This window comes from Candidatus Laterigemmans baculatus (genome assembly GCF_010367455.1).
Taxonomy (GTDB): domain Bacteria; phylum Planctomycetota; class Planctomycetia; order Pirellulales; family Pirellulaceae; genus Laterigemmans; species Laterigemmans baculatus.
The window spans coordinates 21,846-47,261 of record NZ_WRPR01000137.1 but is presented as its reverse complement, the minus strand read 5'-3'; the positions used below and the strand labels follow the sequence as shown (position 1 = coordinate 47,261).

Below are 25,416 nucleotides of genomic sequence, written 5' to 3'. Positions count from 1 at the left end.
AGCGGGGAGCGGGGAGCGGGGAGCGGGGAGCGGGGAGCGGGGGGGCCACGGAAGGACACGGAAAAGCACGGAACAGTACTGAGGGCTGAGGGCTGAGGGCTGAGTACTGAGGGCTTTAGGGCTTAGGGCTTAGGGCTTTAGGGCTTTAGGGCTTTAGGGCTTTAGGGGGTGGGGAGGAGGTGGTCGACGATGGCGGCGAGTTGGGCTTCGGATTGCATTCCGGTGACTTTGTAGAGCACTTGGCCATCGGGGGTGAGGAAGAGCGTGGTCGGGTAGCCGCGGAAGCCGGGGATCTGTGCGGTCGTCGAGCCGTCATCGACGAGCAGCGGGTAATTCACCTGCAGCCGCTTGCCGATCTCGGTCGCTTTGCGGCGGACCTCGGCCGCTTCGGCAGGGTCGGCCGAGTCGCAGGTGATCCCGACGACCTGCACGCCTCGCGACGCGTACGCTGCTTGAAGGGCCACGAAATCGGGGATCGCCTTGCGGCAGGGACCGCACCAGGTCGCCCACACGTCGACGACGATCAACCGGTTGCGGGTCTCGCGGCTGCTGAGCGAGGAGCCGTCGAGCGTCGGCAGCTCGAACGCAAAAGGAAAGGGTTCGAAGGCGGCGATCTGGCGGGCCAGCTTTTCGTCTTCCGAGGCAGCCGGATTGGGGAGCGAAGCGACGACGGCATCGAACGCGCGGCGAGCAGCCCCGCTGACGCTCGACGCTGCAGCGAGTTGCACGTCCGGCGCTGGGGCGGCTGCGGGCGCCGGCGGCTCGCGGTCACTTAGCGGCTCGCGGTCGCTCAGCGGCTCGCGGTCGCTCAGCCGGGCTGTCGCTCCGGCGGCTTCGGCTTTGGCGGCTGGGGCTTTGGCGGCTGATGCTTCGGCGGCTGGGGCTTTGGCGGCTGGGGCTTCGGGCGCTGGCGTTTCGGCCGCAAGGGTCTCGGGAGCCGGCTGGTTGTCGCCGAGCGAGCCTCGGCTGCGGGCGAACCGGGAGAGCGAGTCGCAGCCGGCGAGGAGGATCGCGGGCAAGGCGAGCGCGAAGAGGATGCGGCGGGTCATCAGCAGGCTTCTGCGGGGCGAGAGATTGCGGAGGAATCGGCCCGCTGTACGGAAGACGCAAGATCGGCGTCAAGAGGAGCCCGGGAGGGCTGCAGTTTTCGGGTTTCGAGGATCTGAAATCTGCTGACTCTAACGGAATCGATGTGGGCGTACCTGGTCAGGGAAACAACCACGAATCACACGAATCACACGAATCACACGAATGGGGGCCACGGGAGGATACGGAAAAGCACGGAAAAGGGGAGGGACCGCCGATAGCACGGAGAACGCGGAGTTCGAAAGCTAATCGTCCGTGGTTCAGCTCCCCGCCTTTCCTTCATGCTCTTCGTGTCCTTTGTCGTTTCTCGGTCGTTCGGTCATCCGTGGGCTCACGCTCGCGTACCTAGATTCCGTCAGTGTCAGGAAATCTGAGATCCTGAGATTCTGAGATCTGAGATGGGGTTTCTTCTCGTGCTCGTGCTCGTGCTCGCTGAGTACGAGTACCGCTTCGCTGAGTACGAGTGCGGGTCGTGCTTGGCTGGGGCTAACTTTGGGGGAGAGGCTGGGTGGGTTGGGAGGCTTCTTCGAGGAGCGGTTTGGCGACCGCTTCGAGTTCTTCTTTGGAGTGGAGTCCGACCAGTGTGTGGCGGATTTTCCCTTGGCGGTCGATGAACAGGACGTTGGGGAAAGTTCCGAAGCCGGGGATTTGAGCTCCGGTCGCGTCGTCGCCGATCAGGAGCGGATAGTTCACCGGAACTTCCGAGGTGAATTTTTCGATCGCTGCCAGCGCTTCGTCGGGAGTCCCCATTTCGTAATTAATGCCGACGATCCGCAGCCCTTCTTCCCGATACTCGTCTTGCAGTTCGACGAAATGGGGAATGCCCATGCGACACGGGGTGCACCAGGTGCCCCAGACGTCGACGATCACGACTTGGCCGGCAAAATCGTCGAGCGAGACGGTTTCGCCTTCGGTGCTGACGAGCGTGAAATCGAAGGGGCCGTAGGTTCCGGCCGGTGGCAGGACAGCACGCTTCGGCGCGAACGCGAGGTAGGCGGCGACGGCCACGAGGAGGAGCAGAAGGAAGAGGAGTGCGGAGCGCATGGCGGGAAGTTCCTCAGCGGAGGGAGTGGCTCGGGGGTGAGCCGAATGGGTTGCGGGTGGAAACAACCGTACGGTTAAAATGACCAGGATGGGCGGAGTCCGGTGCCAGGGCGGGCCGGGTCCGGCGGCGGGGGCATCGGTGGAGGTCGGTCCAGCGTAGGAAAGGATGGCCTCGGGAGCGAGATGGCCGCCCGGTGTGGCACCGAACTCCTCAGGTGGTAGGCTGTAGCGGCTCGTGTGCAATTGAAATGGTTCGACTGCGGCATTTCGGCCGTCGCTTCCGGGAGGTTCCTCGTTCGATGGGACGCGTGACGATTACCGTTTTGCAGGGCGCGGACCGCGGCCGGGTATACCGCGACCTGGAAACGCCGGTGACGATCGGCCGCGAGGAGGGGAACACGATCCAGTTGAACGACGAGCGGGTGAGTCGCTGCCATCTGAAAATCCAGCAGGACAGCGACCGGTTTGTGCTGACCGATTTGGACAGCACGAACGGGACCAAGGTGAACGGCCAGGAGTGTCAGCTGCGGATCCTTCGCTTCGGCGACATCGTGACCGTCGGCCGCAGTCTGATGCGGATCGGGAGCGAATCGGAAATCGCCGAGCGGATGGCGGTGTTGCAGCCACCCGACGAAGGGGAGCGGACGCGGGGCCGCGACGTCACGGCGGCCAGCGAAGGCTTGGCTGCGTTCGACTTCGAGATCAACCACCTGAGCGGCGAGCAGACGGTCGGCCTGATGGGGCTGGTCGAACCGCCGGCAATCCCCGAAAAATTGACTCCGGGGCAAGCGGCCCAGTTGTGCGAGATCCTCGAGTACCTGCAGGGGCGTCTGCAACCGCTGATCGACGCCGCCGAAGTCAATGAAGCGGCGCACCGCGTCACCCTGCCCTTCAACGCTTGGCAGCGGATGCTCGACGCCCAGGCGCGTCTGGCGATGCTCGTCCGCCAAGTCGCCGATCCCGAGTGGCCGACCGGTTGAGAGTTCCGTCAGCGAGAGTCCCGTCAGCCGTCGGGCGCTAGCCCCCGGTTCCCAAAACGCTCGCGCGAGAACCGGACGCTCGCGCGTGGCGGCTGATGAACGATCCAGCCTCGCGCGTGGCGGCCGGTTTCCCCCGCTGTCCCGCATTGATACTTCGTTTTCTGATCCGCCGCAGCTTTCAGGATGACTGCCGTGATTGACGTGAATCCCACGCAACCGACCACTGCGCCCCGTCCGTTCGTGCACCTGCACTGCCATAGCCATTACAGTCTGCTCGATGGTGCCGGTTCGATCGGCAAGCTGATCAAGCGCTGCGTCGACCACGGGATGAACTCGCTGGCTCTGACCGATCACGGCAATCTGCACGGGGCGCTGGAGTTTTACCGCAAGGCAAAGGAAGCGGGCATCAACCCGATCATCGGCTACGAGGCCTACATCGCGCCGGGGAGTCGGTTTGAGAAGGGAGGGGCTGGGACGAGCAAGGATGCCAGCTACCACCTGACGCTGCTCGCCCAAAACCGCACCGGCTTTAAGAACCTCGTGAAGATGGCCTCGGCGGCGATGCTCGAGGGGTTCTACTTCAAGCCCCGGATCGACAAAGAGCTGCTCGAAGCCCACCACGAAGGGATCGTCTGCTTGTCGGGCTGCGTGAGCAGCGAGTTCAGCCGCGCCGTGCTCCGCGGCACCGACACCGCCGAAGCCGAGCGGGAGGCCCGCGAGGTTGCCGGTTGGTTCCACGATTTGTTCGGCGATCGCTACTTCATCGAAGTCATGAACAATGGCGTCGATATCCAGCGGATGCAGTTGGAAGGGGCGGCCGACATCGCTCGCAAAATGGGCTTGCCGCTGGTGGCGACCAGCGACACGCACTATGTCGATCCCGAAGATGCCGAAGCACAGGATGTGATGCTGTGCATCAACACCGGGAGGTTTCGCACCGATAGTTCGCGGATGCGGATGGATGGAAATCAATATTTCCTCCGCAGCCCGGAGCAGATGTATGAGAAATTTCCTGGGCTCGAGGATGCGGTCGCTCGCAGCCAAGAGATCGCCAACAAGGTCGACATCGATCTCGAACTCGGCAAGCACTACTTTCCAAAATTCGAATGTCCGCGGCAGCTGACCCCGGCAGAGTATCTCCGCGAACTCTGCATCAAGGGCTTGAAAGAGCGGTATGAGGGTCGGGAAGACCGGATCAAGGACGGGGAGTTGTCCGAGGAAGTCATCGCTCGCCTCGATCGTGAGATGGGGGTGATCGAGAAGCTTGGATTTCCCACCTACTTCTTGATCGTTTGGGACTTTGTCGAACACGCGCGGAGCAAAGGGATCTGGGCGACCGCTCGTGGCAGCGGCGTGGGGGCTCTGGTCTGTTATGCGCTCTACCTATCCCACGTTTGCCCGCTCCAGTACGACTTGCTGTTTGAGCGTTTTCTCGACGAGAGCCGGTTGGAGCCGCCGGATATCGATATCGACTTTGACAAGGATCGCCGCGGCGAGGTGATTCAGTACGTTAAAGAAACATACGGGCATGATAACGTTTGCCAGATCGGGACGTTCGGGACGTTGGCCGCCCGGGCTGCGATCAAGGACGTGGGGCGAGCGCTGGGCATACCGTTGGCGCGGGTCAACCAGATCACGGAGATGGTCCCCGACGAGCTGAAGATTACGATCGCCAAGGCGCTCGAGAAGAGCGACGATCTGCGGGTCACGTATGACAATGACCCCGAGATCCGCGAACTGATTGACCTGGCACAGCGGATCGAAGGATTGGCCCGGAACATCGGCACCCACGCCGCGGCGGTCGTGATCGCCGACAAACCGCTCACCGAGTACGTGCCGCTCGGCCGAGTGCCTGGCAAGCAGGACGTGATCACCCAGTGGGCGATGGCCGACGTCGAAGCGGCCGGCTTGCTGAAGATGGACTTTCTGGGGCTTCGCAACCTCACGATCCTCAGCAAAGCGGTCGGATTAATCGAGCAGACCACGGGCGAGAAGATCGACCCGCTGAAGTTCCCGCTCGACGACAAGCCGAGCTATGCGCTGTTGCAGCGTGGAGAGACCAAAGGGGTCTTTCAGCTGGAATCGGGAGGGATCCGCGATTTGCTGCAGCGGATGAAACCTGACCAGTTCAGCGACATCATCGCGACCGCCGCGCTCTACCGCCCAGGGCCGCTCGAAGGGGGTATGGTTGACGATTACGTCAACATCAAGCACGGGCGGCAACAGCCCGAGTACAAGCACCCGGTGCTGGAAGAAGTTCTTGCCGAGACCAACTCGATCATGGTCTACCAAGAACAGGTGATGCGGATCCTCAACCGCCTAGGGGGCATTCCCCTGGCAAACGCCTATACCTGTATTAAGGCGATCAGTAAGAAAAAGGTGGCCTTGATCAACCAGAACCGTGAGCAGTTCCTCAAGGGTTCGGTTGAAAACGGACTGAAGCAGGTTGAAGCGGAAGAAATTTGGAATCTGATCGAGAAGTTCGCCGGCTACGGTTTCAATAAATCGCATAGTACTGCCTATGCGTTGATCGCTTATCAGACGGCCTATCTGAAGGCCCACTATCCGGTCGAGTTCATGGCCGCGCTGCTTTCAAGTGATATATCTTCGCGGAACTTTAAACGCAAAGACGCCCTCGTCGAGCACATGGAGGATTGTGCTCGAATGGGAATCGAAGTGGTCAATCCCGACGTCAACCACAGCGATTCGGATTTCGCGGTCAACGACGGCAAGATCATTTTCGCGCTCTCGGCAATCAAAGGCTGCGGCGGTTCGGCTGCCGAAGCGATCGCCGCCGAGCGGGCGAAAGGGGGACCGTTCAAGGATCTGTTCGATTTCTGTGAACGGGTCGACCCCCAGGCCTGTAACCGGTCGTCGATCGAGACGCTGATCAAAGCAGGGGCGATGGACGGCTTCGGAGCGCGGCGGAGCCAGTTGGCTGCGATGGTCGAGCGGGCGATGCAGAGCGGTGCAGCTGCCCTGGCCGACCGGCGAAGCGGGCAGGCGAGTCTCTTTGGAGGTTTCGAGGAGGAGGAGAAAGCGCAGGAGACACCATCGATCGCCCTGCCCGATATTCCCGAATATCCCGAGAAAGAAAAGCTGTTGGCCGAGAAGGAAGTGCTGGGCTTCTATTTGGCCAGCCATCCGCTGGCGGAGTACGAACCGAAGCTCGCCGCCTTTCGAACGCACACGACCGACCAACTCGGTTCGGTCAAGGATCGTGCGGAAGTCATCGTCGGCGGGATGATCGGCTCGATCAAACTGGCCCACACCAAGAACAGCAAGCCCGGCGCGCCCTCGAAGTATGCGAACTTCGATCTCGAAGATATGGAGGGGGCCGTTCGCTGCATTCTGTGGCCCAACGGCTACGCGGAAATGGGAGAAGCGGTGCAGCCCGACGCGGTCCTCCTGGCGCGGGCGGTGGTCGACAAACGGGGCGGAGGTGACGAGGTCAACCTGATCATCAACGAGCTGATCCCGCTGGCCGAGCTCGACAGCCGCTATACCCGCGGGATCCGTTTGCAGATCGAGGAAGCCCAGCAAGAGTCGGGGCTATTGGCGCAGGTTCGCGAGATCATTCGCGGATACCCCGGCCAGCAGGAGCTGATGTTCTCGCTGAAGCTTCGAGACGGGGCCCTGGTGCATCTCCGCAGCGGTCGTTATCGCGTGGAGGTCAATCCCGAGCTCCGGCAGCGGCTGGAGGATCTGCTCGGCAGCGGGAGCTACCGCCTGATGATGAATAAGCCCAAGGTCAACAGCGGCGGCGGCGACAAGCGACGGCGGGGCTAAGTTCTGTCCGCCAGCGTGGGGCGACATCCTCCGGGGGGAGGGGCGTGTGAGGAACGAGCGGGGAGGGCGTGCGCGACGTCGAGCCGTGAGCGAGACTCCCTCCAGCTAACCCTCCCCGGGCCTAAGAGCCCGACCCTCCCGCAAGCGGGAGGATGATGTTTTGACGTGCCGTTTCTACTTCTGGCGACCTTCTCCTCCGGGCTTTTCCCCATCTCACACCATCCCGTCCCGGGGGGAGGGTAATGGAAGGAAACGCCTGAGATCGCGGTGAAGTGCGTCTTTTAGGTGGTCGGTCGCATTCCAAGGGGGTGGTCGCAGGCCGCGCGGTCGGCTGCGATATTTTCTCGAGACCTCCCATTTTGTTGCTGCCGCCAGGTTCTTGAATTACTGTGGTGCAACGGCGATGTCCGCAACGGGCAGCGCTGCCTGCTGCCCGGCGGCGAGTCGGGGGGCGGACGTCGCGGGTTCCTTTTCTAAGCGGGTTGATGCGATCGCCCCGAGTCAGATCGAGAAATTCAAAGCCATGAAATCGCTGATGCTTCATCGCGCTGCGTCCCTGTTGTTTGCCTTGCTGGTGGCGTTGCTGTGTTCACCCAGCGTCTACGCTCAGGATGAAGAGGAAGACGTTCCGCCGATTGCCGGTGTCGAAGTCAATCCCGAGGGTGTGCTCCGTGTGCGGCGGGTCGCTGCGAACGTGGGCCGCGAGCGGATCATGGCGGCTCGCCAGCAGTTGGGAGCGGAGTTGGCGGCGAAGAGCGAGCTTCGCAAAGTTTCGCTGAACCGGCTCGAGGCGGCGATTGCCAAGCGGGTTGCCGCGGGCGAAGAACTGACCGACGCGATGCGTGGCGTGGCGGGTTTGACCGCGGTTCGCTACGTCTTTTTCTATCCCGATTCCGGGGACATCGTCCTGGCTGGACCGGCCGAGGGTTTCGTCGTCGATGGAGCGGGACGGACGCGGGGGATCGAGTCGGGAATGCCCACGATTCTGCTCGAAGACCTGGTGACGGCGCTGCGGGCTTATCCGGCCGGTGGCAAGGGAACGAACGTGATCAGCGTCTCGATCGACCCGACTCAGGAAGGGTTGCAGCGGCTGAATCAGACGATCAGCCAGATTCGGAATGTGCCTCGCGGTGGCGAGCGGGCGGTCGCCGCGGCGCTGCGGGATAACCTCGGCCTGCAGACGGTCACGATTCGAGGCGTCCCCGACACCACGCACTTTGCCCAAGTCTTGGTCGAAGCGGATTACCGCATGAAGTTGATCGGGATCGGCCTCGAGCGGTTGCCGATTCGGATGCAGAGCTACGTCGAGCGTTCGACCGCCCACAACTCGGCCAACGCCATGGAACGCTGGTACTTTGAACCCGACTACGAGTGCGTGCTGGTTAGCGAAGACGGCCTGGGAATGGGGCTCAGCGGGAACGCGGTGCGGTTGGTCGGTGCCGCGGAAGTCGTCAGCGCGGGGGGCGAGCGACAGAAGCGGGCTCGCGGCAACCGGGCCAGCCAAGCCTTCTGCCATGACTTCACGACTCGCTTCGACGAGATCGCCAACGCGGTTCCGGTCTATGCTCAGCTGCGAAATCTGATCGATTTGTCGATCGCCGCGGCCTTCATCCAGGAGCAGGATTACTACACCCAAGCGGGTTGGGATATGGGCGTGTTGCTCGACGAGTCCCAACTGCCGGTGGAAACGCTGGTCGCTCCGCAGCAAGTGGAAACGGCCGTCAACGCGATCTGGAAGGGCAATACGCTGCTGACGCCTCTCGGCGGCGGCGTCAACGTCCAGCCGAAGCGAGCCCTGAAGAGCGACACGCTAGTCCGCGATATCAAGGGCGAGCTTCGTCAGCCGCGACAGCAACTGGAGCCTAGCGGTCTGGGGCCTGATCAGTGGTGGTGGGATTGAGCGCCAGCTAACGAGTGATTCCGGAGACGTTGAGCGGTCTGCCTCCCGAGCAGGCCGCTTTTTTTTGTGGTTGAGGGGCGCATAAAAAAAGAGGCTTTTTGGCAAAGCCTCTGCGTCTGGCGGGCTGCGGCGGAGGGATTCCCTCGCCGCGGCGACTCAGTTTGAGACGGGTGTCTCAGACCACGCCCAATTTGACGGCACGGACAGCGGCGTCCGTTCGGTCGGCAGCGTTGAGTTTGCGGAGGATGTTTTGGACATGCTCCTTCACGGTTTCGACGCTGATCGAGAGCGAGCGAGCGATTTCTTTATTGCTCAGCCCAAGCGCGATATGGCGGAGCACTTGGAGTTCTCGCACCGTCAGCGGCAGATCAAACTCTTCGCCGTTGTGGACAGCTTCTCCGTCCATTGCCCCACGGATGCGGTGGAGGATGCTGTCGGAAGAGGGGGCTTTGCGATCGGCCGCGCGGTGGATGGCATCGAGGATATGCTCCCGCGAATCCCCCTTAAGCACGTAATCGCTGGCTCCGAGAGCGACCGAACGGGCAATGTAGGTTGGGTTGTCGTAGGTGCTGAGCATGACCACCGGGAGATCGGGGAAATCTCGACGGATGAGATCGAGTGCCGCCAATCCATCCATCCCTTGCATCCGCACGTCCATCAACACGGCATCCGGGGGGTTGGTGGTCACGTAATCGACGGCTTCTTGGCCATCGCCCACGATACCGACGATCTCAAGTCCGGGGCTCTGAAGGAGCGTGGTCACGCCGCGGCGGACCACCTCGTGGTCATCAACGATAAGAAGCTTAAGAGACATGGAATCCTCGGGCATACGTCCTCGCGAATCGAGGACTTCTTTTGGTGAAAAGTAGTGTTGGGTGCCGAGCGGTCAAGCGAGTCGCCCATGAGCGGCTCTCCGCGCGGACTTAGGTTGATGTTCCTCGGCGATGACACAACTGTAGCTCCGCTTCCGGCATTCCCTGCGGTGGGAGACCGAATGGCGGAGAGCTTGCTGCGACACGACATCACCGACAACCGGCGACTTCAGCGGGTAATAACACGAAACCTTGGGGGGGAAGCAGGAATTTCTCCAGGCCTGCGACGAAACGTCGCAGCGGCCGGCAGGCGTGGCCCAGTCGCACGGTGTCTTCGCCCAGTCGCACGGCGTCTTCGCCCAGTCGCACGGCGTCTTCGCCCAGTCGCGTGGCGTCTTCACGCGACATTGTCGCGTGGCGTTGTCACGTGGCGTTGTTATGGGGCGTTGTTATGGGGCATTGCCGCGGGGGCGAGTCGCACATTTTGACTGGTGAGAGTTTGCAACCTAGATACACCTGACGGCGAAACCGGCAAGTTCGTTCCGTCGCTCACGAAATATTTTGAAAAAGCAGCATAACCGTCAGATTGCACCTGTCATGTCCACGCTTCCCAATCTTCTGCTGGTTGACGACGATCGCCATCTCGCAGAGTCCATGGCTCAGTGGCTCTCTGAACAGGAAATGCACGTCGATGTGGCGCACAGCGTCGAGGCGGGGCGACGACGCCTGGCCAGTGGTTCGTATGAGTTGCTGATCACGGATCTACGGCTCGATGATGGCGATGGGTTTGAGCTGATCGGCTGGGCCAAAAAACACTGCCCTGGTTGTGAAGTCCTCGTCGTCACCGGCTATGCGACTCCGCAGACGGCTGTCGAAGCGGTTCGCGCCGGAGCGTTCGATCTGCTGACAAAGCCGCTGATCGATGAAGAGCTTTCGCTGGCGATCAGCCGAGCTCTTTCGCATCGGGAAATCGAAGCCGAGAACGCCCAGCTCAAGCAGCAATTGGATCGTCGGTTCGGGCTAGAGCATATCCTGGGCCATGACTACCGGATGCTGAAGATTTTCGACGTGATCGAGAGCGTCGCCGACGCTCGGGCGTCGGTGATGATCACGGGCGAGAACGGGACGGGCAAATCGATGATCGCCCGCGCCATCCATCGTCGCAGCAACCGAGCTGAGCATCCCTTCGTCGAAGTCGCCTGCGGAGCGCTTCCCGAAACGCTTCTCGAGAGCGAACTTTTTGGGCACGTCGCGGGTGCGTTCACCGGAGCCCAGGGGAACAAAGTCGGCAAGTTCGAGTTGGCCGATCGCGGAACGCTATTCCTGGACGAGATCGGTACCGCCTCGCCAGCGCTGCAGGTCAAGCTGCTGCGGGTGCTGCAGGAGTTGCAGTTCGAGCCGGTTGGCGGCACCGAGACGCGGACGGTCGACACGCGGGTGATCCTCGCGACCAACGAGAACTTGGCCGCGGCGGTCCGCGAAGGCCGCTTTCGCCAGGACCTGTTTTACCGCGTGAACGTGATCAACATCGAGTTGCCCCCGCTGCGGGAACGCGTCGGCGATATTCCGTTGCTGGTCGATCACTTCCTTCGCGGCGCGGTGGCGACCTCGGGCCGTCAGGTGGAAGGATTTGATCGGGCGGCGATCGAGCGGATGCAGCAGTATGCGTGGCCGGGGAACGTCCGCGAGCTGGAAAACGTGATCGAGCGAGCGGTCTTGCTGAGCCGCGGCTCGGTGTTGACAGTCGACGATCTACCGCCGGAATTCCATGGCGGCCCCAGCTTACCTGCCGCGCGGCAGCCGAGCGGAGCGGCAGCGATGCCGGGCTTTGCGGGGCAGGCTACCCAGGCGGCTAGCGACAGCGGTTGGGGTGCGGCTCCGGTCGCCTTCTCCTCCAGCACGGGATATCGGGGGCAGAGCCTTCGCGACGCCTTGGAGGAACCGGAGCGGCGGATCATCCTCGAAGCGCTGCGGCGGCATGAATGGAATCGGATCGCGACGGCCGAGACGCTGCAGATCAATCGCACGACGCTCTATAAAAAAATGAAGCGGCTCGGGTTGGACGATCCGCGGCTGCAATTCATGGCCTAGTGCCGCCTTTCGAGTGGTTTCGCTCGATCCTATAATCCCCGCCAAGCACCGGGTCGCTTTCCGGTGCACACGAGGATCGCTCCACGAGGATCGCTGCGGGATTAGCCGGATGAAAATACACGAATACCAAGCCAAAGAACTCTTCCGCCAAGCGGGAGTCCCGGTCCTCAACGGTCACGTGGCCCGGACTCCCGAAGAAGCCGCGGCGGCCTTCGACAAGCTCGGTGGCTCGCTGGCGGTGATCAAAGCGCAGATCCACGCTGGCGGCCGAGGCAAAGGGACGGTCGCTGAGCATCCCGAGCAGCGCGGCGTGCAGCTGGTCCGCAGCGCCGACGAGACCCGCGAAGTCGCTTCACGCTTGCTCGGCAATCGCCTGGTCACGATCCAGACCGGCGAGCCTGGGCAGACCGTCAATCAAGTCTTCATCGAGCAAGGCTGCGACATCGCCCGCGAATTGTACCTCGGCATCGTGCTCGACCGGGCCGTCGCCAAGCCGGTGTTGATGGTCAGCGCCGAAGGGGGCGTGGAGATCGAAGAGGTTGCCGCCGAATCTCCGGAAAAGATCTTCAAAGAGCATTTTGATCCGGCCGTCGGACTCGATAGTTACCAGGTCCGCAAGCTGTGCAAGAAGCTGGGGATCGAAGGCAAAGCGGTGCGTGCCGCCGAGACCTTCATGAAAGCGGTCTGCCGGACCTACGTCGATCTCGACTGTGCCATGCTCGAGATCAATCCGCTGGTGATCACCGGTGACGGGCAGATGATCGCCCTCGATGCGAAGGTCACCTTTGACGACAACGCCCTGTTCCGGCATCCAGACATCAAGGAACTCCGCGACCTGTCGGAGGAGGAGCCGGCCGAAGTGCGGGCGGCCGACACCGGTTTGAGCTACGTCAAGCTCGAAGGCAACATCGGCTGCCTGGTCAACGGGGCCGGATTGGCGATGTCGACGATGGACATCATCAAGTATCACGGCGGTCAGCCGGCGAACTTTCTCGATGTCGGGGGTGGGGCCAACACTCAACAGGTGACCGAAGCGTTTCGGATTCTCTTGTCGGATCCCAACTGCAAAGCGGTGCTGGTCAATATCTTCGGCGGGATCGCCCGCTGCACCACGATCGCTGCCGCGATCATCGAGGCCGGGAAAGAGGTTGGATTCAATATCCCCTTGGTCGTGCGGCTCGAAGGAACGGAGGTCGAGGAAGGCCGCAAGATGTTAGCCGAGAGCGACATCGACATCATCACGGCCAACGACTTGACCGACGCGGCTCAAAAAGTGGTCGCCGCGATCAGCTGAGCGGCTGGTTTCTCCACGCTCCGTTTTTGTCCTTTTTTGCCCAGCACTCGCGGCATCCAGACCGCTGCCTCGAATCACGCACGGATACCCATACATGTCCATTCTCGTCGACGCAAATACTAAAGTCATTTGCCAGGGAATCACTGGTAGCGCCGGATCGTTTCACACCCGCGGCTGTAAGGAATACGGCACGCAGATGGTCGGTGGAGTCACGCCGGGCAAAGGGGGCCAAACGGCCGAAGGCCTGCCGGTGTTCGACACCGTCGAAGAAGCGGTCGCCGAAACCGGTGCCGACGCGACGATGATTTTCGTCCCCCCGCCCTTCACCGCCGACGCCATCCTCGAAGCCCTCGACGCGGGCATTAAAGTCATCGCCGCGATCACCGAAGGGGTGCCGGTGTTGGATATGGTCCGCGTGTATGAGAAAGTCCGCGCGAGCGGGGCCCATCTGATCGGACCGAATTGCCCCGGTCTGATCACTCCCGGTGCTTGCAAGATCGGCATCATGCCGGGTTACATCCACCAGGTCGGCAAAGTCGGCGTGATGAGCCGCAGTGGAACGTTGACCTACGAAGCGGTTTGGCAAACCAGCAACCTCAAACTCGGCCAGAGCACCTGTGTCGGTTTGGGAGGAGACCCGATCGTCGGCACCAGCTTCATCGATCTGCTGGAGATGTTTGAGCAAGATCCGCAGACCGAAGCGATCTTGATGATCGGCGAAATTGGCGGTTCGGCCGAAGAGGAAGCCGCCGCCTACGTCAAAGAACATGTCACCAAGCCGGTCGCCGCCTTCATCGCTGGCCGCACCGCCCCGCCCGGCAAGCGGATGGGGCACGCCGGGGCGATCATCAGCGGCGGCAAGGGAACCGCAACCGAAAAGGTCGCAGCCCTGGAAGACGCCGGCATCGTCGTCGCCCCCAGCCCGGCCGATATGGGCAAAGCCGTCCTCGAAGCGATGGGACGGTAGGAGGTAGCAGGTTTCAGGATTTGAGATTTTTGCCTGAAACCTGAAACCTGCTCCCTGAAACCTTTTTCAGTACGCTTCTTCTTGGCGCCAGGCGACTTGGAGCGTCTTGGCTAGGATTTTGAGATCGAGCCAGATCGACCATTGGCGTATGTACTGGTGGTCGTATTCGACTCGCCGCTTCATTTTGTCCAGCGTCTCGGTTTCGCCCCGGCATCCCGAGACCTGGGCCAGGCCGGTGATGCCAGGCTTGATCTTATGGCGCAGCATATACCCGCGAATCAGACCTCGGAATTCTTCGTTATGAGCCGTGGCGTGGGGACGGGGGCCGACCAGCGACATGCTGCCGTCGAGCACGTTGAATAACTGCGGCAGTTCATCGAGGCTCGTCTTTCGCAGGATCGCGCCGACCCGCGTGATCCGCGGGTCATTCTTGGTTGCTTGGCGGACTACCGGTCCGTCGTCGCAGACTCGCATCGAGCGGAATTTCCAGACGCGGATTTCTCGCCCGTCGAGCCCATAACGGCGCTGGCGGAAGAACACTGGGCCGGGGGAGGAGAGCTTGACTGCCACGGCAATCGCGAGCATCGGTATCGCCGCGATCGAGAGGGCCGCGAGGGTGAGCACGACATCGGCCACACGCTTGATATAACCGTCGACGCCGTAGAGTGGATTTTCAAACACGCTGACCGCCGGCAATCCTCCCATCGAAGTCCACCGCGAGTGGAGCAATTCAAAGACGAAGAAGTCGGGCACCAGGTAGACCGAGGCGGTCGAGTCGCTGAGGCGGTCGAGGATGTATTTGATCCGCTCTTCCGCTCGCATCGGGAGCGTGATCATGACGATGTCGACCTGGCCGGCGCGGGCCTGCTCGACGAGCCGATTCAGGTTTCCTTCGAGTCGCTCTTTGGCGGAATGGGGGGCGAGTCGCTTGGCGTCGCGGTCGTCGTAGAAGCCGTTGAGATGGAAACCGAGTCCCGGGTCGCGACGAATGTTGTGGGCGACTTGGCACCCCAAATCGTTTAGACCGGCGATCGCTACCGTGCGGGTTCCAATCCCCCGCTGCTGCAAAGCCCGCTGGAGGATCCGCAGGCACATGCGAGCCAGTGCCACCAGGCAGGGCGCGACGACGATCCAGCCGACCATCACCGAGCGGGGCAGCAGGTTGGCGTAGCGGGTGAGGAAGCCGATCAGGGCGAGCGTCAGGACCGTCAGCGTCCAGGTCCCGACGATCGCGATCACTTCGCGGTCGGTACTGCCGCCCAGCCACTGCCGCTGGAGGCCGGTCAGTTGGCTGGCCAGAGGAAAGACGACGGCGGCGAGCAGCGCCGCACCGATCGTCACGTCGTCCAAAAAGCCGAGCGCCGCCCACTGCACTGCATAGAGCGAGAGCAGAATGCAGGTCGCATCCAGCGTGGGTTGAACAAAATCCCACACCGAGCGGTGCTGGCCAATCGCGGTGGACATAGTGGGCAAAATCGGAGTGAGCAGGTACTTCGCGGGTCGTGCGGTCGCGGTCCTGCTCAAACCTAGCTCGTAAAACGATCAGTCGAGATCGCTCATCGCGACCAATCGAGCCCCAAGTCGAGCCAAACCGCCTGGTGCGTCAGCGCTCCGCAACTGATCCGATCCACACCGGTCTCGGCGATCGCACCGATCGACTCCAGCGTTACCCCTCCCGACGCTTCCAGCTCCACTCCCCTGCCCGCCGCGTCGCGGAGCTCGACTGCCCGCCGCAGATCGGGGAGCGAAAAGTTGTCGAGCAGGACGATGTCGGGGGCCGCCGGGAGAACTTCCTGGAGTTGGTCGAGCGAGTCGACTTCGATTTCGACGATCGCCGGCGGGGTGTGGTCTTCCGCCAGTTCCCTCACGCTGCTCTGGGATGCCGAACCGGGCTGGGATGCCGAACCGGGCGGGGATGCCGAACCGGGCGGGGATGCCGAACCGGGCGGGGATGCCAAGCTGCGGGCGCGGCGGACGGCTTCGGCTGGGGAGAGTGGCAGGCCAGCGGTTCCAGCCAAGGCGAGGTGGTTGTCCTTGATTAAGAAGCCGTCGTAGAGGCCGCTGCGGTGGTTGTGTCCGCCACCGCAGTGCACGGCGTACTTTTCCAATCTTCGCCAACCGGTCGTCGTCTTCCGCGTGTCGTAGAGTCGAGCGGCCGAGTCGGCGATCTGAGCCACATAGGCCGCGGTCAACGTCGCTACGCCACTCATCCGCGAGACGACGTTCAGGATCAAACGCTCCGCGGTGAGCAGGTCGCGGGCATTCCCCTCGATCACCCCGAGCGGTTGCCGCGGCGCGAAGCGATCCCCATCTCGCAGCTCCGGTTCGAACGTCAGATCGCCGCCTAGGGCGTCGATGATCCAGGGGACGGTCACCAAACCGGCCGCGGTTCCCGCACAGCGAGGTACGACCTGGCACCGTCCGCGGACCTCGGCGGGAACGGTCGCCGCGGTCGTCCAGTCCCGTTGGCCGGCCAAGTCCTCGGCGATCCCCAGCTCAATCAGCTTCCGCAAATCGGCTTCGAGTCGTTCGTCGGCGGTCACCGTTTGGTAGTCGGCAGCGTGCATGGGGGCGTCCCTGCGGGGGCGATGGTGGCGGCTGGCTTGGCCAGCAAGTTGTGCGTCAGAATAGCAGAAACGGCATCGTTTCCAGGCCCCGCCTGTAGCCCTGAGCCCGTAGCCCCTGACCGCGGGTGCTTCGCATCGCGCCCGGCCGACACCCGTGAATGCTCCCAGCCAACTCGAATCCGGCACCGTGGTCGACCGCGAGGAGCCGCTCGCGATCGGAGATGCCCGGGGGACGGTCGTCGCGCTCGCGGCAATCGTGCTGGCGGTGTGCGCCTGGTGCCTGGAGGCGACGAGCCGCGGCGCTGGCGAGCCTCAGCCAGCCCCGGTTCGCTTGCGGCTCGAGTTGAATCAGGCTTCGGTGGAAGAGTTAATGCTGCTGCCCGGGATCGGTCCTGAGTTGGCAGGCCGGATTGTGGAGCATCGCGAGACCGAGGGGCCGTTTGATTCGCTCGAGGCGCTCGACGCGGTCCATGGAATCGGTCCGGCGAAGATCGCCGGCGTCGCACCGTACCTGACGGTCGCCGACGAGCCGTAGCCATAGTCGCCTTTCGCGGATTTTTGCTATCAGCCGCAACGCGCTAGCGTCCGGTTCCTCGGGAAATGCAAAGAACCGGACGCTAGCGCGTGGCGGCTGATGGTCTGAAGTAGATTCTGACAGAGCCCATGGCCCCAGTGCGAAAGGCGACTATGCGGCTTGTCGCGGGCTCTGGAGGGCCGACAATGGAGCTCTTGCCACTGAATTTCTGCCCATCGGTTGCCGATCCCTATGACGCTTTCGCAATTGCAGGCCGCCGGCTTCGAACTGGCCAGCCCCTTCCCTCCCGCCGGCGATCAACCGGCTGCGATCGACAGCCTGGTGCGCGGGTTCCATGCGGGAAAGAAAGTGCAGGTTCTGCTCGGGGCGACCGGCACGGGCAAGACGTACACGATGGCCAACGTGGTCGCTCGGGTCCAGCGACCGACATTGGTGCTGAGCCACAACAAGACGCTCGCGGCCCAGTTGTACGCGGAGTTTCGCGAGTTCTTTCCGCACAACGCGGTGCACTACTTCGTCAGCTACTACGACTACTACCAGCCCGAAGCGTACATCCCGCAGCGCGACGTCTACATCGAAAAGGACGCCTCGATCAACCAGGAGATCGACCGGTTGCGGTTGGCGACGACCAGTTCGCTGGTCAGTCGCCGCGACGTGTTGATCGTGGCCAGCGTCAGCAGCATCTACGGTTTGGGGTCGCCGGAGGATTACAAGCAGTTGGTCGTGGGGCTCCGCAAAGGAGAGACGACCCGCCGCGATCACTTTCTGCTGAAGCTGGTCGACATCCAGTACGAGCGGAACGACGTCAGTTTTGAGCGGAGCAAGTTTCGCGTCCGCGGCGACTGCATCGAGCTCTGGCCGGCCTACGAGGAGTTCGCCTACCGGATCGAGATGTGGGGCGACGAGGTCGAGCAGATCTCGATGATCCAGCCGGTCAGTGGCGAGGTGATCGGTACGCAGGACGAGCTGTACATTTACCCGGCCAAGCACTTCGTGATGCCCGAGGACCGGATTCAGCGGGCGATCCGCTCGATCCGCGAAGAGCTCGAGCAGCAATTGGAAAAGTTCAAGGAACAGGGGAAGCTGCTCGAAGCCCAGCGGCTGGCTGCGCGGACGCGGTTCGATTTGGAGATGCTGCAGGAGGTCGGTCACTGTCCGGGGATCGAGAACTACAGTCGACCGCTCTCGGGGAAACCGCCCGGGGCGACGCCCGACACGCTCTACGACTACTTCCCCAAAGACTTCATCACCTTCGTCGACGAGTCGCATGTGACGATTCCGCAGGTCCGGGCGATGTACGCCGGTGACCGGAGCCGCAAAACAACCCTCGTCGAGCACGGGTTTCGGCTCCCCTGTGCGCTCGACAACCGGCCGCTCAAGTTCGAGGAGTGGGAGGCCAAGACCGGGCAGATCGTGTTCGTATCGGCGACCCCCAGCGACTACGAGTTGGAGCAGACCGGCGGCGAAGTGGTCGAGCAGATCATCCGTCCGACTGGGTTGCTCGATCCGGTGATCGCGGTCGAGCCGGCCCGCGGGCAGGTCAATCATCTGCTCCAGGAGATCCGCCAGCGGACCGAGATCAACGAGCGGGTGCTCGTGACCACGCTGACTAAGCGGTTGGCCGAGGACCTGACCACGTTCCTGCAGGAGCAGAACGTCCGCTGCCGCTGGTTGCACAGCGAGCTCGATGCGTTTGAGCGCGTCGAGCTGCTGCAGGAGCTTCGCGAGGGGCGGTTCGACGCGCTGATCGGAGTGAACCTGCTCCGCGAAGGACTCGACTTGCCCGAAGTTTCCTTGGTGGCGATTCTCGATGCCGATAAAGAAGGTTTCTTGCGGAGCGAGACGAGTCTGATTCAGACGATCGGGCGGGCGGCGAGAAACGTGAACGCCAAGGTCATCCTGTACGCCGACAAGATCACCGCCTCGATGCAAGCGGCGATCGACGAGACCGAGCGGCGGCGGCAGATCCAGAAGGAATACAACCGCGAGCATGGAATCACGCCCGAGACGGTTCGCAAGACGATTCGCGCCGGGATCGAAGCCGACGCGGCCCAGCGCCGTCAAGCGACGCAAGCGGCCCAGGGAGGCGAGGTCGCCTACGTGACGCTCGAGTACGTCGAGGAGCTCGAGCGGGAGATGCTCGCAGCGGCCGAAGAGCTGGAGTTCGAGCGGGCCGGCAAGCTTCGCGACCGCGTGCTGCGATTGAAGGACGCGATCGGCCGCCCCTTGGCCGAGGTCGAGAACGAGGCGAGCAGCGGCTCGGGCCGGGAGGGCAAAGGCCGAGGCGGGAAAGGCCGCAAGCGGAAGCAAGGGGGAGCGATCCCGCGGCCGAAAAAGCTGTAAGGCGACTCAGTGCTATCTGGCTGGGAGCCGCTGGGCATTCGTCCGGATGATTCATCAGCCGCCGGGCGTTAGCCCCCGGTTCTCAAAAACGCCGTGAGAACCGGACGCTAGCGCGTGGCGGCTGATTTCAGAATGGGTCCCAAGGTTTTGCCCAGCGCACGAAAAAAGCCGGCCGCGGGGATCGCGGTCGGCTTTTGTCGGATGCGAGAGCGCTCCGCTCAACTTAGCTCACTCGGTCGGCTCGGTCTCGACGACGTCGGCTTCGACGCCTTCAGCCGGGGGAGTGGCCGGAGCGGGAGCGGTGGTGGTGTTGCTATCTTCGGCCGGAGCGACGACGTCGACGTCGACCGGAACTTCTTCGTTCTCAGCCGGGGGGCAGCCGAGGGTCACGCAGCACACAAAAGCCGCAGCCGCAGTCGCCAGAAATCCGTGCAATTTCATAGTCCAAGTCTCCAGTGTGTTTGAAGAAATACGCCGACTCGCTCGTGAAACACATCGCTCGCTGGCCTGTCACCAGATGATAGCGCCGTGATCACTATCGCCATAGGGGGTGCGTCCGAGTGTTCGGTCTGATTCTCGCATTATTTGCAGTAAATGCAGCACCCGCACTTGTTTTTTCTCGACTTTTCAGAACTCTGCGATACGCCACGGACGTTACGACTGCTGCAATCCGAACGGAGCCGGGGCCGAGCCGAGGCGGCCTCCAATAAAGACTCTCCGGCAGGCGACCCTCACGCCGAAGTTGCTGGTGCATTACCCGTAGGAAGGCGGGTGTGTGGCAACTCGCAATCACCAAGGGATGCTGTGAACCATGCCCATTGACAAAGCGCCGACCGACAAAACGCCGACTGTCAAAACACTGATCGCCGTGGCGGTGATGCTGGCTGCGACCGCGGGAGTCACCCGGGGCGACGATCCGCTGCCGCCGATCGAACTGTTCGACGATGCTCCCTCGGCGGTCGAACTTCACCGCTCGATGCCGACGGCTGCGGAGCTGCGGCAGGCGCGGGCCCTGGAGCGTCGTCGCCAGCGGATCGCGCGGCTCGAAGCGCAGGCCTGGGCGGGCTACTCGCCCCTCCGCCCCAACGTGGATGCCGACCCCTACACGCGGAGCCGCGATTCGGTCGTCCGCCCGCAGCACATCTGGTCGGTCTGGGATTTCGTCCGGGTGCCGTAAGCGAGGCGCCCCCCTCAGTCTACCGCTGCCGGAGAAGTGCTTTTCATCAATACCCTCCCCCCGGGAGGGTCGGGCTCACCGTTGCCCATTGCCCTCCCCGCTCGTTCCTCGTGACCCTCTCGGGGAGGAGGGTGATAAATTTTGCTGATTTTGCTGATCCTGCGGCCGGCGGCGGACCGATCGATAGCTGTGGGGGTGGAGAGACGTGCGCGCGGACCGTACTAGCGGCAACCTTGCGCCATGACGACAGCGACCATCGAACGCCTGACGCCGCTTCCGCGGTCCGCGGTGCTGTGGCTCTTCAGCGGCGGCCTCGCGTTGCTCTTGAGCGGCTGCAGCCTGGTCCCCGACTTTCGGCACCGCGAGCGGTTCCATAACCCGCTCCCGCAACTGCACCGGATCGCGGTCCTGCCGTTCTTCAATCAGAGCAGCGAACCGACGCTGAACCAGACGGCGGTCGCCGAAGCGTACTACGCCGAACTGCAGCTGATCCCCGGCTTCGAGGTGCTGCCAGTGGGTGTTGCGGCCGTGGCCTGGGACCAATTCGTCGCCCTCCGCGGGGAGCCGCGCGAGGGAGCCGACTTCCAGGAGCTGGCGCGGTTTCTCGGCGTCGATGCAGTGGTCGTCGGAGCGGTCACCGATTACGACCCCTATAGCCCTCCACGGCTGGCGATGACCGTCCGGTGGTACGCCGCTGATCCCGCTTTCCACCCCGTTCCGGTCGGTTACGGATTGCCGTGGGGGACGAAGGCCGAGCATCAGATCCCGGCTCGGATCGTGCTCGAGACCGAGTTGGAAGTTGCTCGCCAGCAAATGGAAATGCTCGCCGTGGACGCCCCTGGCGATCCGGCGGTGGGTTCCGCGGTTGTCGCTCCCGGCAGCGAGCCAATTGCACCTGGCGGTGAGTTCGTTGCACCTGGCGGTGAGTTGGTTGCACCTGGCGGTGAATTGGTTGCACCTGGCGGTGGACTGGTCGCACCGGTGTTGGGCGAACCGGTGTTGACGCACACTCGGTTGTATCGCGGCGACGATCCCGACTTTACCGAACGGTTGGCCGATTATGTCTACGCGCTCGATGACGGTCGGCTTGGCGGGTGGCAAGGCTACCTAACCCGCAGCGACGACTTCATCCGCTTTTGCTGCAGATTGCATATAACCGAAATGCTTGAAATGCGGGGGGGACGCGACAAAAGCGACCTCATCCTGCGGTGGCCAATCAGCCGATACTGGCGGTAGCGTGGTCGGGCAAGGCTGCCCGCTGGGACGTGCGATTCTGCTAACCGGGCGAGACAGGGATGGATAAGGAAATCAACGTGCTGGCGTTGGTCAAAGGCGAGGAGCGGTTCCTGTTCCTCTTCGACGATCAGAATCGGACCGAGACGTTGCGGACGTTGGGACGCTTTGCCGCCGATCCGGAACTCGATTTCACCTGGTACGACGCCGCCGTCCTGAGCCGCAAGATTCGCGAAGCGGCCCGCGAGCCGGTGGCTCCCCAGCTCCCCAGCCGGATCGAAGCGACCCTCCGCGACCGCTAACCACCTCAAACCTGAGCCGTTTCGTGCGCCGCTCCATCGGTCAATTCCTCCGCTACCTCGCCGCCGAACGCAATGCGTCGGAGCTGACGATCAAAGCGTATCGCGAAGACCTGATGGGATTGGTCGACTATTTCGAGCACGAGCGGGGGAGCTGTCCGACGCCGGAGTCGCTCGCCCCGCAGGACCTGCGGAGTTTTCAGGCGGCGCTGCAAGAAGCAGGCTACGCGCGGACGACCATCTCCCGCAAACTCGCCTCGCTCCGCAGCTTCTATCGCTACGCCCAGCGGCAGGGAATTGCGACTGGAAACCCGGCCAAGCCGCTCCGCAATCCCCGTCGACATCGCAAGCTGCCGCACGTGCTCAGCAGCGAGGAAGTGGGACGGTTGCTGCAGGCTCCGCCGGCACGCGATCCTCAAGGACTCCGCGATCGAGCACTCCTCGAAACGATGTATTCGGCCGGCTTGCGGGTCAGCGAACTGGTCGGGATCAACGACGAAGACATTGACTTCGACGAGCAGATCGTCCACGTCCGCGGTAAGGGGAGGAAGGAACGGATCAGCCCGCTCGGTTCCTTCGCGCTGGCCGCGATCCGCGAGTACGCTCAAGTCCGGCTCCGCCACCCGGCGCTCGAAGGGACCCGCCAGGCGCCGGTCTTCACCAACCGGTTCGGCAAACGGTTGACGACTCGCAGCGTCGGCCGGTTGCTCGAAAAACATATCCAAACCGCCGGCCTCGACAGCCGCACCAGCCCTCACACGCTGCGGCATTCGTTCGCCACGCACCTGCTCGATCGCGGCGCCGACATCCGCAGCGTTCAAGAATTGCTCGGCCACAAGAGTCTAGCGACGACTCAGATCTACACGCACGTCAGCGCCGCCAACCTCCGCGCGATCTACGAGCAAGCCCACCCCCGGGCGCTCTGAAAAGCTGCCCATAGTCGCCTTTCGCTATTGAGCCGTAGGCGCTAGCCTCGGGCCCAATCCGCGTCACGCCGTGGGAAGACATGGCGCTGCGGAGGCGTCGAAGTCCAGGTTCGAACCGCTCAGCGGCCCACCGAACCCGCGGCTAGCGCCGTCGGCGCATCGAAACCCGCGGCTAGCGCCGTCGGCTCATCGAGACCCGCTACTTTCGCGGAGCGAAAGGCGACTATGGGCCCCGGAACAGGGTTTGCGTCGTCGCCAGGAGTAAGAGCGGAGACCTTACTCGCGATGGGGAGATGCGCTGATGACGAATTCCGATGAGCCGCAGGGCCGCACTGCACCGCAGGGCCAGAATGCACCGCAGGGACAGAATGCACCGCAGGAGCCGAAGCAAAAGCCCTCGGTGCCGCTGGAGAAATTGGTCGAGCGCGGCGCCCATAACGCCGATACCGAGGCGGCCGATCGGCTGGCGAGCGAAGCGGCCAAAGCGCCCTCGCCGGAAGTCGAGGCTCCCGATCATACCTACCCGGAAGGGGAGGAGGCGGTCGTCGATCTGGTGGAGAACAAACGTCGGCAGAAATCGTAAGTCTCGGCCGCTGGATCTGCCGATGCTGTCTCCGAGTGGCCCGTGAGGGTCCTAGCGTCGTAGCTCAGTGCCGCGATCTCCGGACGACCGAAGAGGTCCGGGGGTGAGGATTCTGACGGCTGTGAAGTGGTTAGCGGAGCTAATCGCTTCGGCAGCCGAAAAGAAGAGAGCCAGGCTCCGTCGGTCGACTTTCCCGCTGGGCTGCCAGCGCAGTCTGGGGAGTTGTGGTGGACGGGTCGGCTCGCCGCTGTGACGCCGACGCATTTTCGTCCAGCACAGACCCCGGCATCGACGGACCCGATTTCTCGAAAAGGAATTCACATATGATCCAGCGATCGACTCGCTCTCGAATGGCACTGGTGATGGGGTTGGCCGCCCTCGGCGGGCTGGCCAACGCCCAGGAGCCGTACCGCATTAGCTTGCTCAACGCCCCGGCTCCCCTGCTCGATCCGCCCGCTGCGGAAGACGACGCCGCGGCTTCGTTCGGTGAAGCCGAAATCATCATCGATGACTCCGAGGCGGCGGTCGGGGCTGCCCTCTCGGACCAGCAACCGGCCGCTCCGCTGAGCGTGCTGGACCGCCAGAACGCCCGCCCCGTTGGCGAAGGGGCCCGTCCCGTTGACGAAGGGGCCCGCCCGCTCGGTGAAACCGGCCGCGCCGTGACCGCAACCGGCCGTCCGATCGGCGAAGCGGCCGGTCCGGTCGAAGTCGTCCAGGAACGCTATCCGGACGGCAAAGTCAAGATCCGTCGCGAGATGACCCTCGACTCGGTAGGCAACTACATCCTCCACGGCGAGTGGAAGATGTGGGACCCCCAGGGCGTGGAAATCGCTTCGGGCGAGTTCCAGAACGGCCAGCGGCACGGGACGTGGACGCGGATTTTGAACGCTCGCGACGCCGAGCTCTTCGCCACCCGTCCGTACAACGAATTCCAAGGCCCCTTCACCTCGCAGGCGTCCTTCAAGGAAGGCCAACTGCACGGGAAGTGGATCATCGTCGACAGCCAGAAGCGGGTCGTGAGTGAGATCTCCTTCGTCGACGGCCAACGCGATGGTCTGGCGATCTGGAACTACGCTTCGGGCAAAAAGGCGCGGCAGATCGACTACCGCAAGGGAGTCATCGACGGCAAGCTGATCGCCTGGGACCAAAGCTCCAAAGTGATCGCCGATGATGTCTACCAAGAGGGTCGCAAGCTGGCTCCCAAGGTGACCAACGGCAACAACGGCCAGAAGCAGTCCGAAGGCATGTACCTGTTTGCCAAACAGGTCGTCGAACAAGCGGACGATTGGTGGAACACCCGCCCGGCAAGCTACTCCACCATCGGCCAAGACGATCGCCATGGGCGGTGGATTTCCTGGCACTCCAATGGCCAGAAAGAGTACGAAGGGACCTACCAGAACAACCAGCCCGAAGGCCAGTTCACCTGGTGGTATCCCAACAGCCAGATCCGCGTGAGCGGCAACTATAAGCACGGCAAAGCCCACGGCGAATGGTCGTGGTGGTTCGAGAACGGCCAGAAATCGGAAAAGGGGCAGTACGAGGAAGGGGAACCGGTCGGCTCGTGGGCCTACTGGAAACCCAACGGCATGCTGCACCACAAGTCCGACTTCGACGGCCAGCAGAACACCGTCGCCGCCGACGTCGATGCCAATGAGTCGGTCGAGCCGCCCAAGGCGCGGACGTCCTTCAAGGGAGCTCGCGGCTTCTCCGGAAGCAAGCTCTAAGACTCCCGAACCGCTTCTTCACGAAACGCTGCGGAGGTTCGCTCCGCAGCGTTTTCGTGTCGCGGC

At 62.9% G+C, this 25,416-nt stretch carries 21 protein-coding genes; 14 read left to right on the top strand and 7 right to left on the bottom strand.

Annotation, left to right across the window (positions count from 1 at the left end; all coding sequences use genetic code 11):
• Nucleotides 1–161: 161 nt before the first annotated feature.
• Together GNK13_RS20105 and GNK13_RS20100 are read right to left on the bottom strand one after the other, a co-directional pair.
• Complete coding sequence (locus GNK13_RS20105) at nucleotides 162–1,049, bottom strand: TlpA family protein disulfide reductase (protein ID WP_164104344.1); 888 nt, start codon at nucleotides 1,047–1,049, stop codon at nucleotides 162–164.
• A 523-nt stretch (nucleotides 1,050–1,572) separates the two neighbouring features.
• On the bottom strand, nucleotides 1,573–2,130 hold the full coding sequence (locus GNK13_RS20100; protein ID WP_164104343.1) for a TlpA family protein disulfide reductase: 558 nt from the start codon (nucleotides 2,128–2,130) through the stop codon (nucleotides 1,573–1,575).
• A 299-nt stretch (nucleotides 2,131–2,429) separates the two neighbouring features.
• Here GNK13_RS20100 and GNK13_RS20095 point away from each other — a divergent pair, with 299 nt between their 5' ends.
• The 3 genes from GNK13_RS20095 to GNK13_RS20085 all read left to right on the top strand — a co-directional run bounded on the left by GNK13_RS20095 (nucleotide 2,430) and on the right by GNK13_RS20085 (nucleotide 8,799).
• Nucleotides 2,430–3,110, top strand: coding sequence for an FHA domain-containing protein (locus GNK13_RS20095; protein WP_164104342.1), 681 nt, complete (start codon nucleotides 2,430–2,432; stop codon nucleotides 3,108–3,110).
• Between the two features lie 192 nt (nucleotides 3,111–3,302).
• The gene (gene dnaE / locus GNK13_RS20090; RefSeq protein WP_235935355.1) at nucleotides 3,303–6,899 is read left to right on the top strand and encodes a DNA polymerase III subunit alpha; all 3,597 of its coding nucleotides are present in this window, start codon (nucleotides 3,303–3,305) and stop codon (nucleotides 6,897–6,899) included.
• 523 nt (nucleotides 6,900–7,422) lie between these two features.
• Complete coding sequence (locus tag GNK13_RS20085; RefSeq protein WP_164104340.1) at nucleotides 7,423–8,799, top strand: DUF1598 domain-containing protein; 1,377 nt, start codon at nucleotides 7,423–7,425, stop codon at nucleotides 8,797–8,799.
• 175 nt (nucleotides 8,800–8,974) lie between these two features.
• Here the strand turns inward: GNK13_RS20085 and GNK13_RS20080 are convergent, their stop codons facing one another.
• Both GNK13_RS20080 and GNK13_RS20075 read right to left on the bottom strand, forming a co-directional pair.
• A complete protein-coding gene (locus tag GNK13_RS20080) occupies nucleotides 8,975–9,613 on the bottom strand; it encodes a response regulator (RefSeq protein ID WP_164104339.1) in 639 nt (212 codons plus the stop codon).
• 208 nt (nucleotides 9,614–9,821) lie between these two features.
• Nucleotides 9,822–10,019: a hypothetical protein gene (locus GNK13_RS20075; RefSeq protein WP_164104338.1), complete on the bottom strand. Its 198-nt coding sequence runs from the start codon at nucleotides 10,017–10,019 to the stop codon at nucleotides 9,822–9,824.
• A gap of 189 nt (nucleotides 10,020–10,208) precedes the next feature.
• Between GNK13_RS20075 and GNK13_RS20070 the strand changes: the two genes are divergently transcribed.
• From GNK13_RS20070 to sucD, 3 genes are all read left to right on the top strand, one after another.
• On the top strand, nucleotides 10,209–11,702 hold the full coding sequence (locus GNK13_RS20070) for a sigma-54-dependent transcriptional regulator (RefSeq protein ID WP_164104337.1): 1,494 nt from the start codon (nucleotides 10,209–10,211) through the stop codon (nucleotides 11,700–11,702).
• Between the two features lie 109 nt (nucleotides 11,703–11,811).
• A complete protein-coding gene (gene sucC, locus GNK13_RS20065; RefSeq protein ID WP_164104336.1) occupies nucleotides 11,812–12,996 on the top strand; it encodes an ADP-forming succinate--CoA ligase subunit beta in 1,185 nt (394 codons plus the stop codon).
• Nucleotides 12,997–13,090: 94 nt separating this feature from the next.
• Complete coding sequence (gene sucD / locus GNK13_RS20060) at nucleotides 13,091–13,963, top strand: succinate--CoA ligase subunit alpha (RefSeq protein ID WP_164104335.1); 873 nt, start codon at nucleotides 13,091–13,093, stop codon at nucleotides 13,961–13,963.
• A 66-nt stretch (nucleotides 13,964–14,029) separates the two neighbouring features.
• Here sucD and GNK13_RS20055 read toward each other — a convergent pair whose 3' ends face one another.
• Complete coding sequence (locus tag GNK13_RS20055; RefSeq protein ID WP_164104334.1) at nucleotides 14,030–15,427, bottom strand: undecaprenyl-phosphate glucose phosphotransferase; 1,398 nt, start codon at nucleotides 15,425–15,427, stop codon at nucleotides 14,030–14,032.
• A 92-nt stretch (nucleotides 15,428–15,519) separates the two neighbouring features.
• Nucleotides 15,520–16,530 carry a nicotinate-nucleotide diphosphorylase gene (locus tag GNK13_RS20050; protein ID WP_164104333.1) on the bottom strand — a complete coding sequence of 337 codons (1,011 nt, stop codon included), beginning with the start codon at nucleotides 16,528–16,530 and terminating at the stop codon, nucleotides 15,520–15,522.
• A gap of 154 nt (nucleotides 16,531–16,684) precedes the next feature.
• Between GNK13_RS20050 and GNK13_RS21580 the strand changes: the two genes are divergently transcribed.
• Both GNK13_RS21580 and uvrB read left to right on the top strand, forming a co-directional pair.
• Nucleotides 16,685–17,065 (top strand): ComEA family DNA-binding protein, encoded by a 381-nt coding sequence (locus GNK13_RS21580; protein ID WP_203329164.1) that lies wholly within the window; start codon nucleotides 16,685–16,687, stop codon nucleotides 17,063–17,065.
• Between the two features lie 231 nt (nucleotides 17,066–17,296).
• Entirely contained in the window at nucleotides 17,297–19,408 is a 2,112-nt protein-coding gene (uvrB, locus tag GNK13_RS20040; RefSeq protein ID WP_164104332.1) for an excinuclease ABC subunit UvrB, read from the top strand.
• A gap of 228 nt (nucleotides 19,409–19,636) precedes the next feature.
• On the opposite strand, the gene GNK13_RS20035 is transcribed toward uvrB, so the two are convergent.
• Nucleotides 19,637–19,849, bottom strand: a complete 213-nt coding sequence (locus tag GNK13_RS20035) for a hypothetical protein (protein WP_164104331.1) — start codon at nucleotides 19,847–19,849, stop codon at nucleotides 19,637–19,639.
• A gap of 370 nt (nucleotides 19,850–20,219) precedes the next feature.
• Between GNK13_RS20035 and GNK13_RS20030 the strand changes: the two genes are divergently transcribed.
• The 6 genes from GNK13_RS20030 (at nucleotide 20,220) to GNK13_RS20005 (ending at nucleotide 25,350) form a co-directional block, all read left to right on the top strand.
• Complete coding sequence (locus tag GNK13_RS20030) at nucleotides 20,220–20,585, top strand: hypothetical protein (protein ID WP_164104330.1); 366 nt, start codon at nucleotides 20,220–20,222, stop codon at nucleotides 20,583–20,585.
• A gap of 240 nt (nucleotides 20,586–20,825) precedes the next feature.
• The gene (locus tag GNK13_RS21575) at nucleotides 20,826–21,821 is read left to right on the top strand and encodes a hypothetical protein (RefSeq protein ID WP_203329163.1); all 996 of its coding nucleotides are present in this window, start codon (nucleotides 20,826–20,828) and stop codon (nucleotides 21,819–21,821) included.
• Nucleotides 21,822–21,880: 59 nt separating this feature from the next.
• Complete coding sequence (locus GNK13_RS20020) at nucleotides 21,881–22,120, top strand: hypothetical protein (RefSeq protein ID WP_164104329.1); 240 nt, start codon at nucleotides 21,881–21,883, stop codon at nucleotides 22,118–22,120.
• Between the two features lie 23 nt (nucleotides 22,121–22,143).
• Nucleotides 22,144–23,043, top strand: a complete 900-nt coding sequence (gene xerC, locus GNK13_RS20015; RefSeq protein WP_164104328.1) for a tyrosine recombinase XerC — start codon at nucleotides 22,144–22,146, stop codon at nucleotides 23,041–23,043.
• A gap of 301 nt (nucleotides 23,044–23,344) precedes the next feature.
• Nucleotides 23,345–23,626 (top strand): hypothetical protein, encoded by a 282-nt coding sequence (locus GNK13_RS20010; protein ID WP_164104327.1) that lies wholly within the window; start codon nucleotides 23,345–23,347, stop codon nucleotides 23,624–23,626.
• Between the two features lie 323 nt (nucleotides 23,627–23,949).
• The gene (locus GNK13_RS20005) at nucleotides 23,950–25,350 is read left to right on the top strand and encodes a toxin-antitoxin system YwqK family antitoxin (protein WP_164104326.1); all 1,401 of its coding nucleotides are present in this window, start codon (nucleotides 23,950–23,952) and stop codon (nucleotides 25,348–25,350) included.
• Nucleotides 25,351–25,416 lie beyond the last annotated feature (66 nt).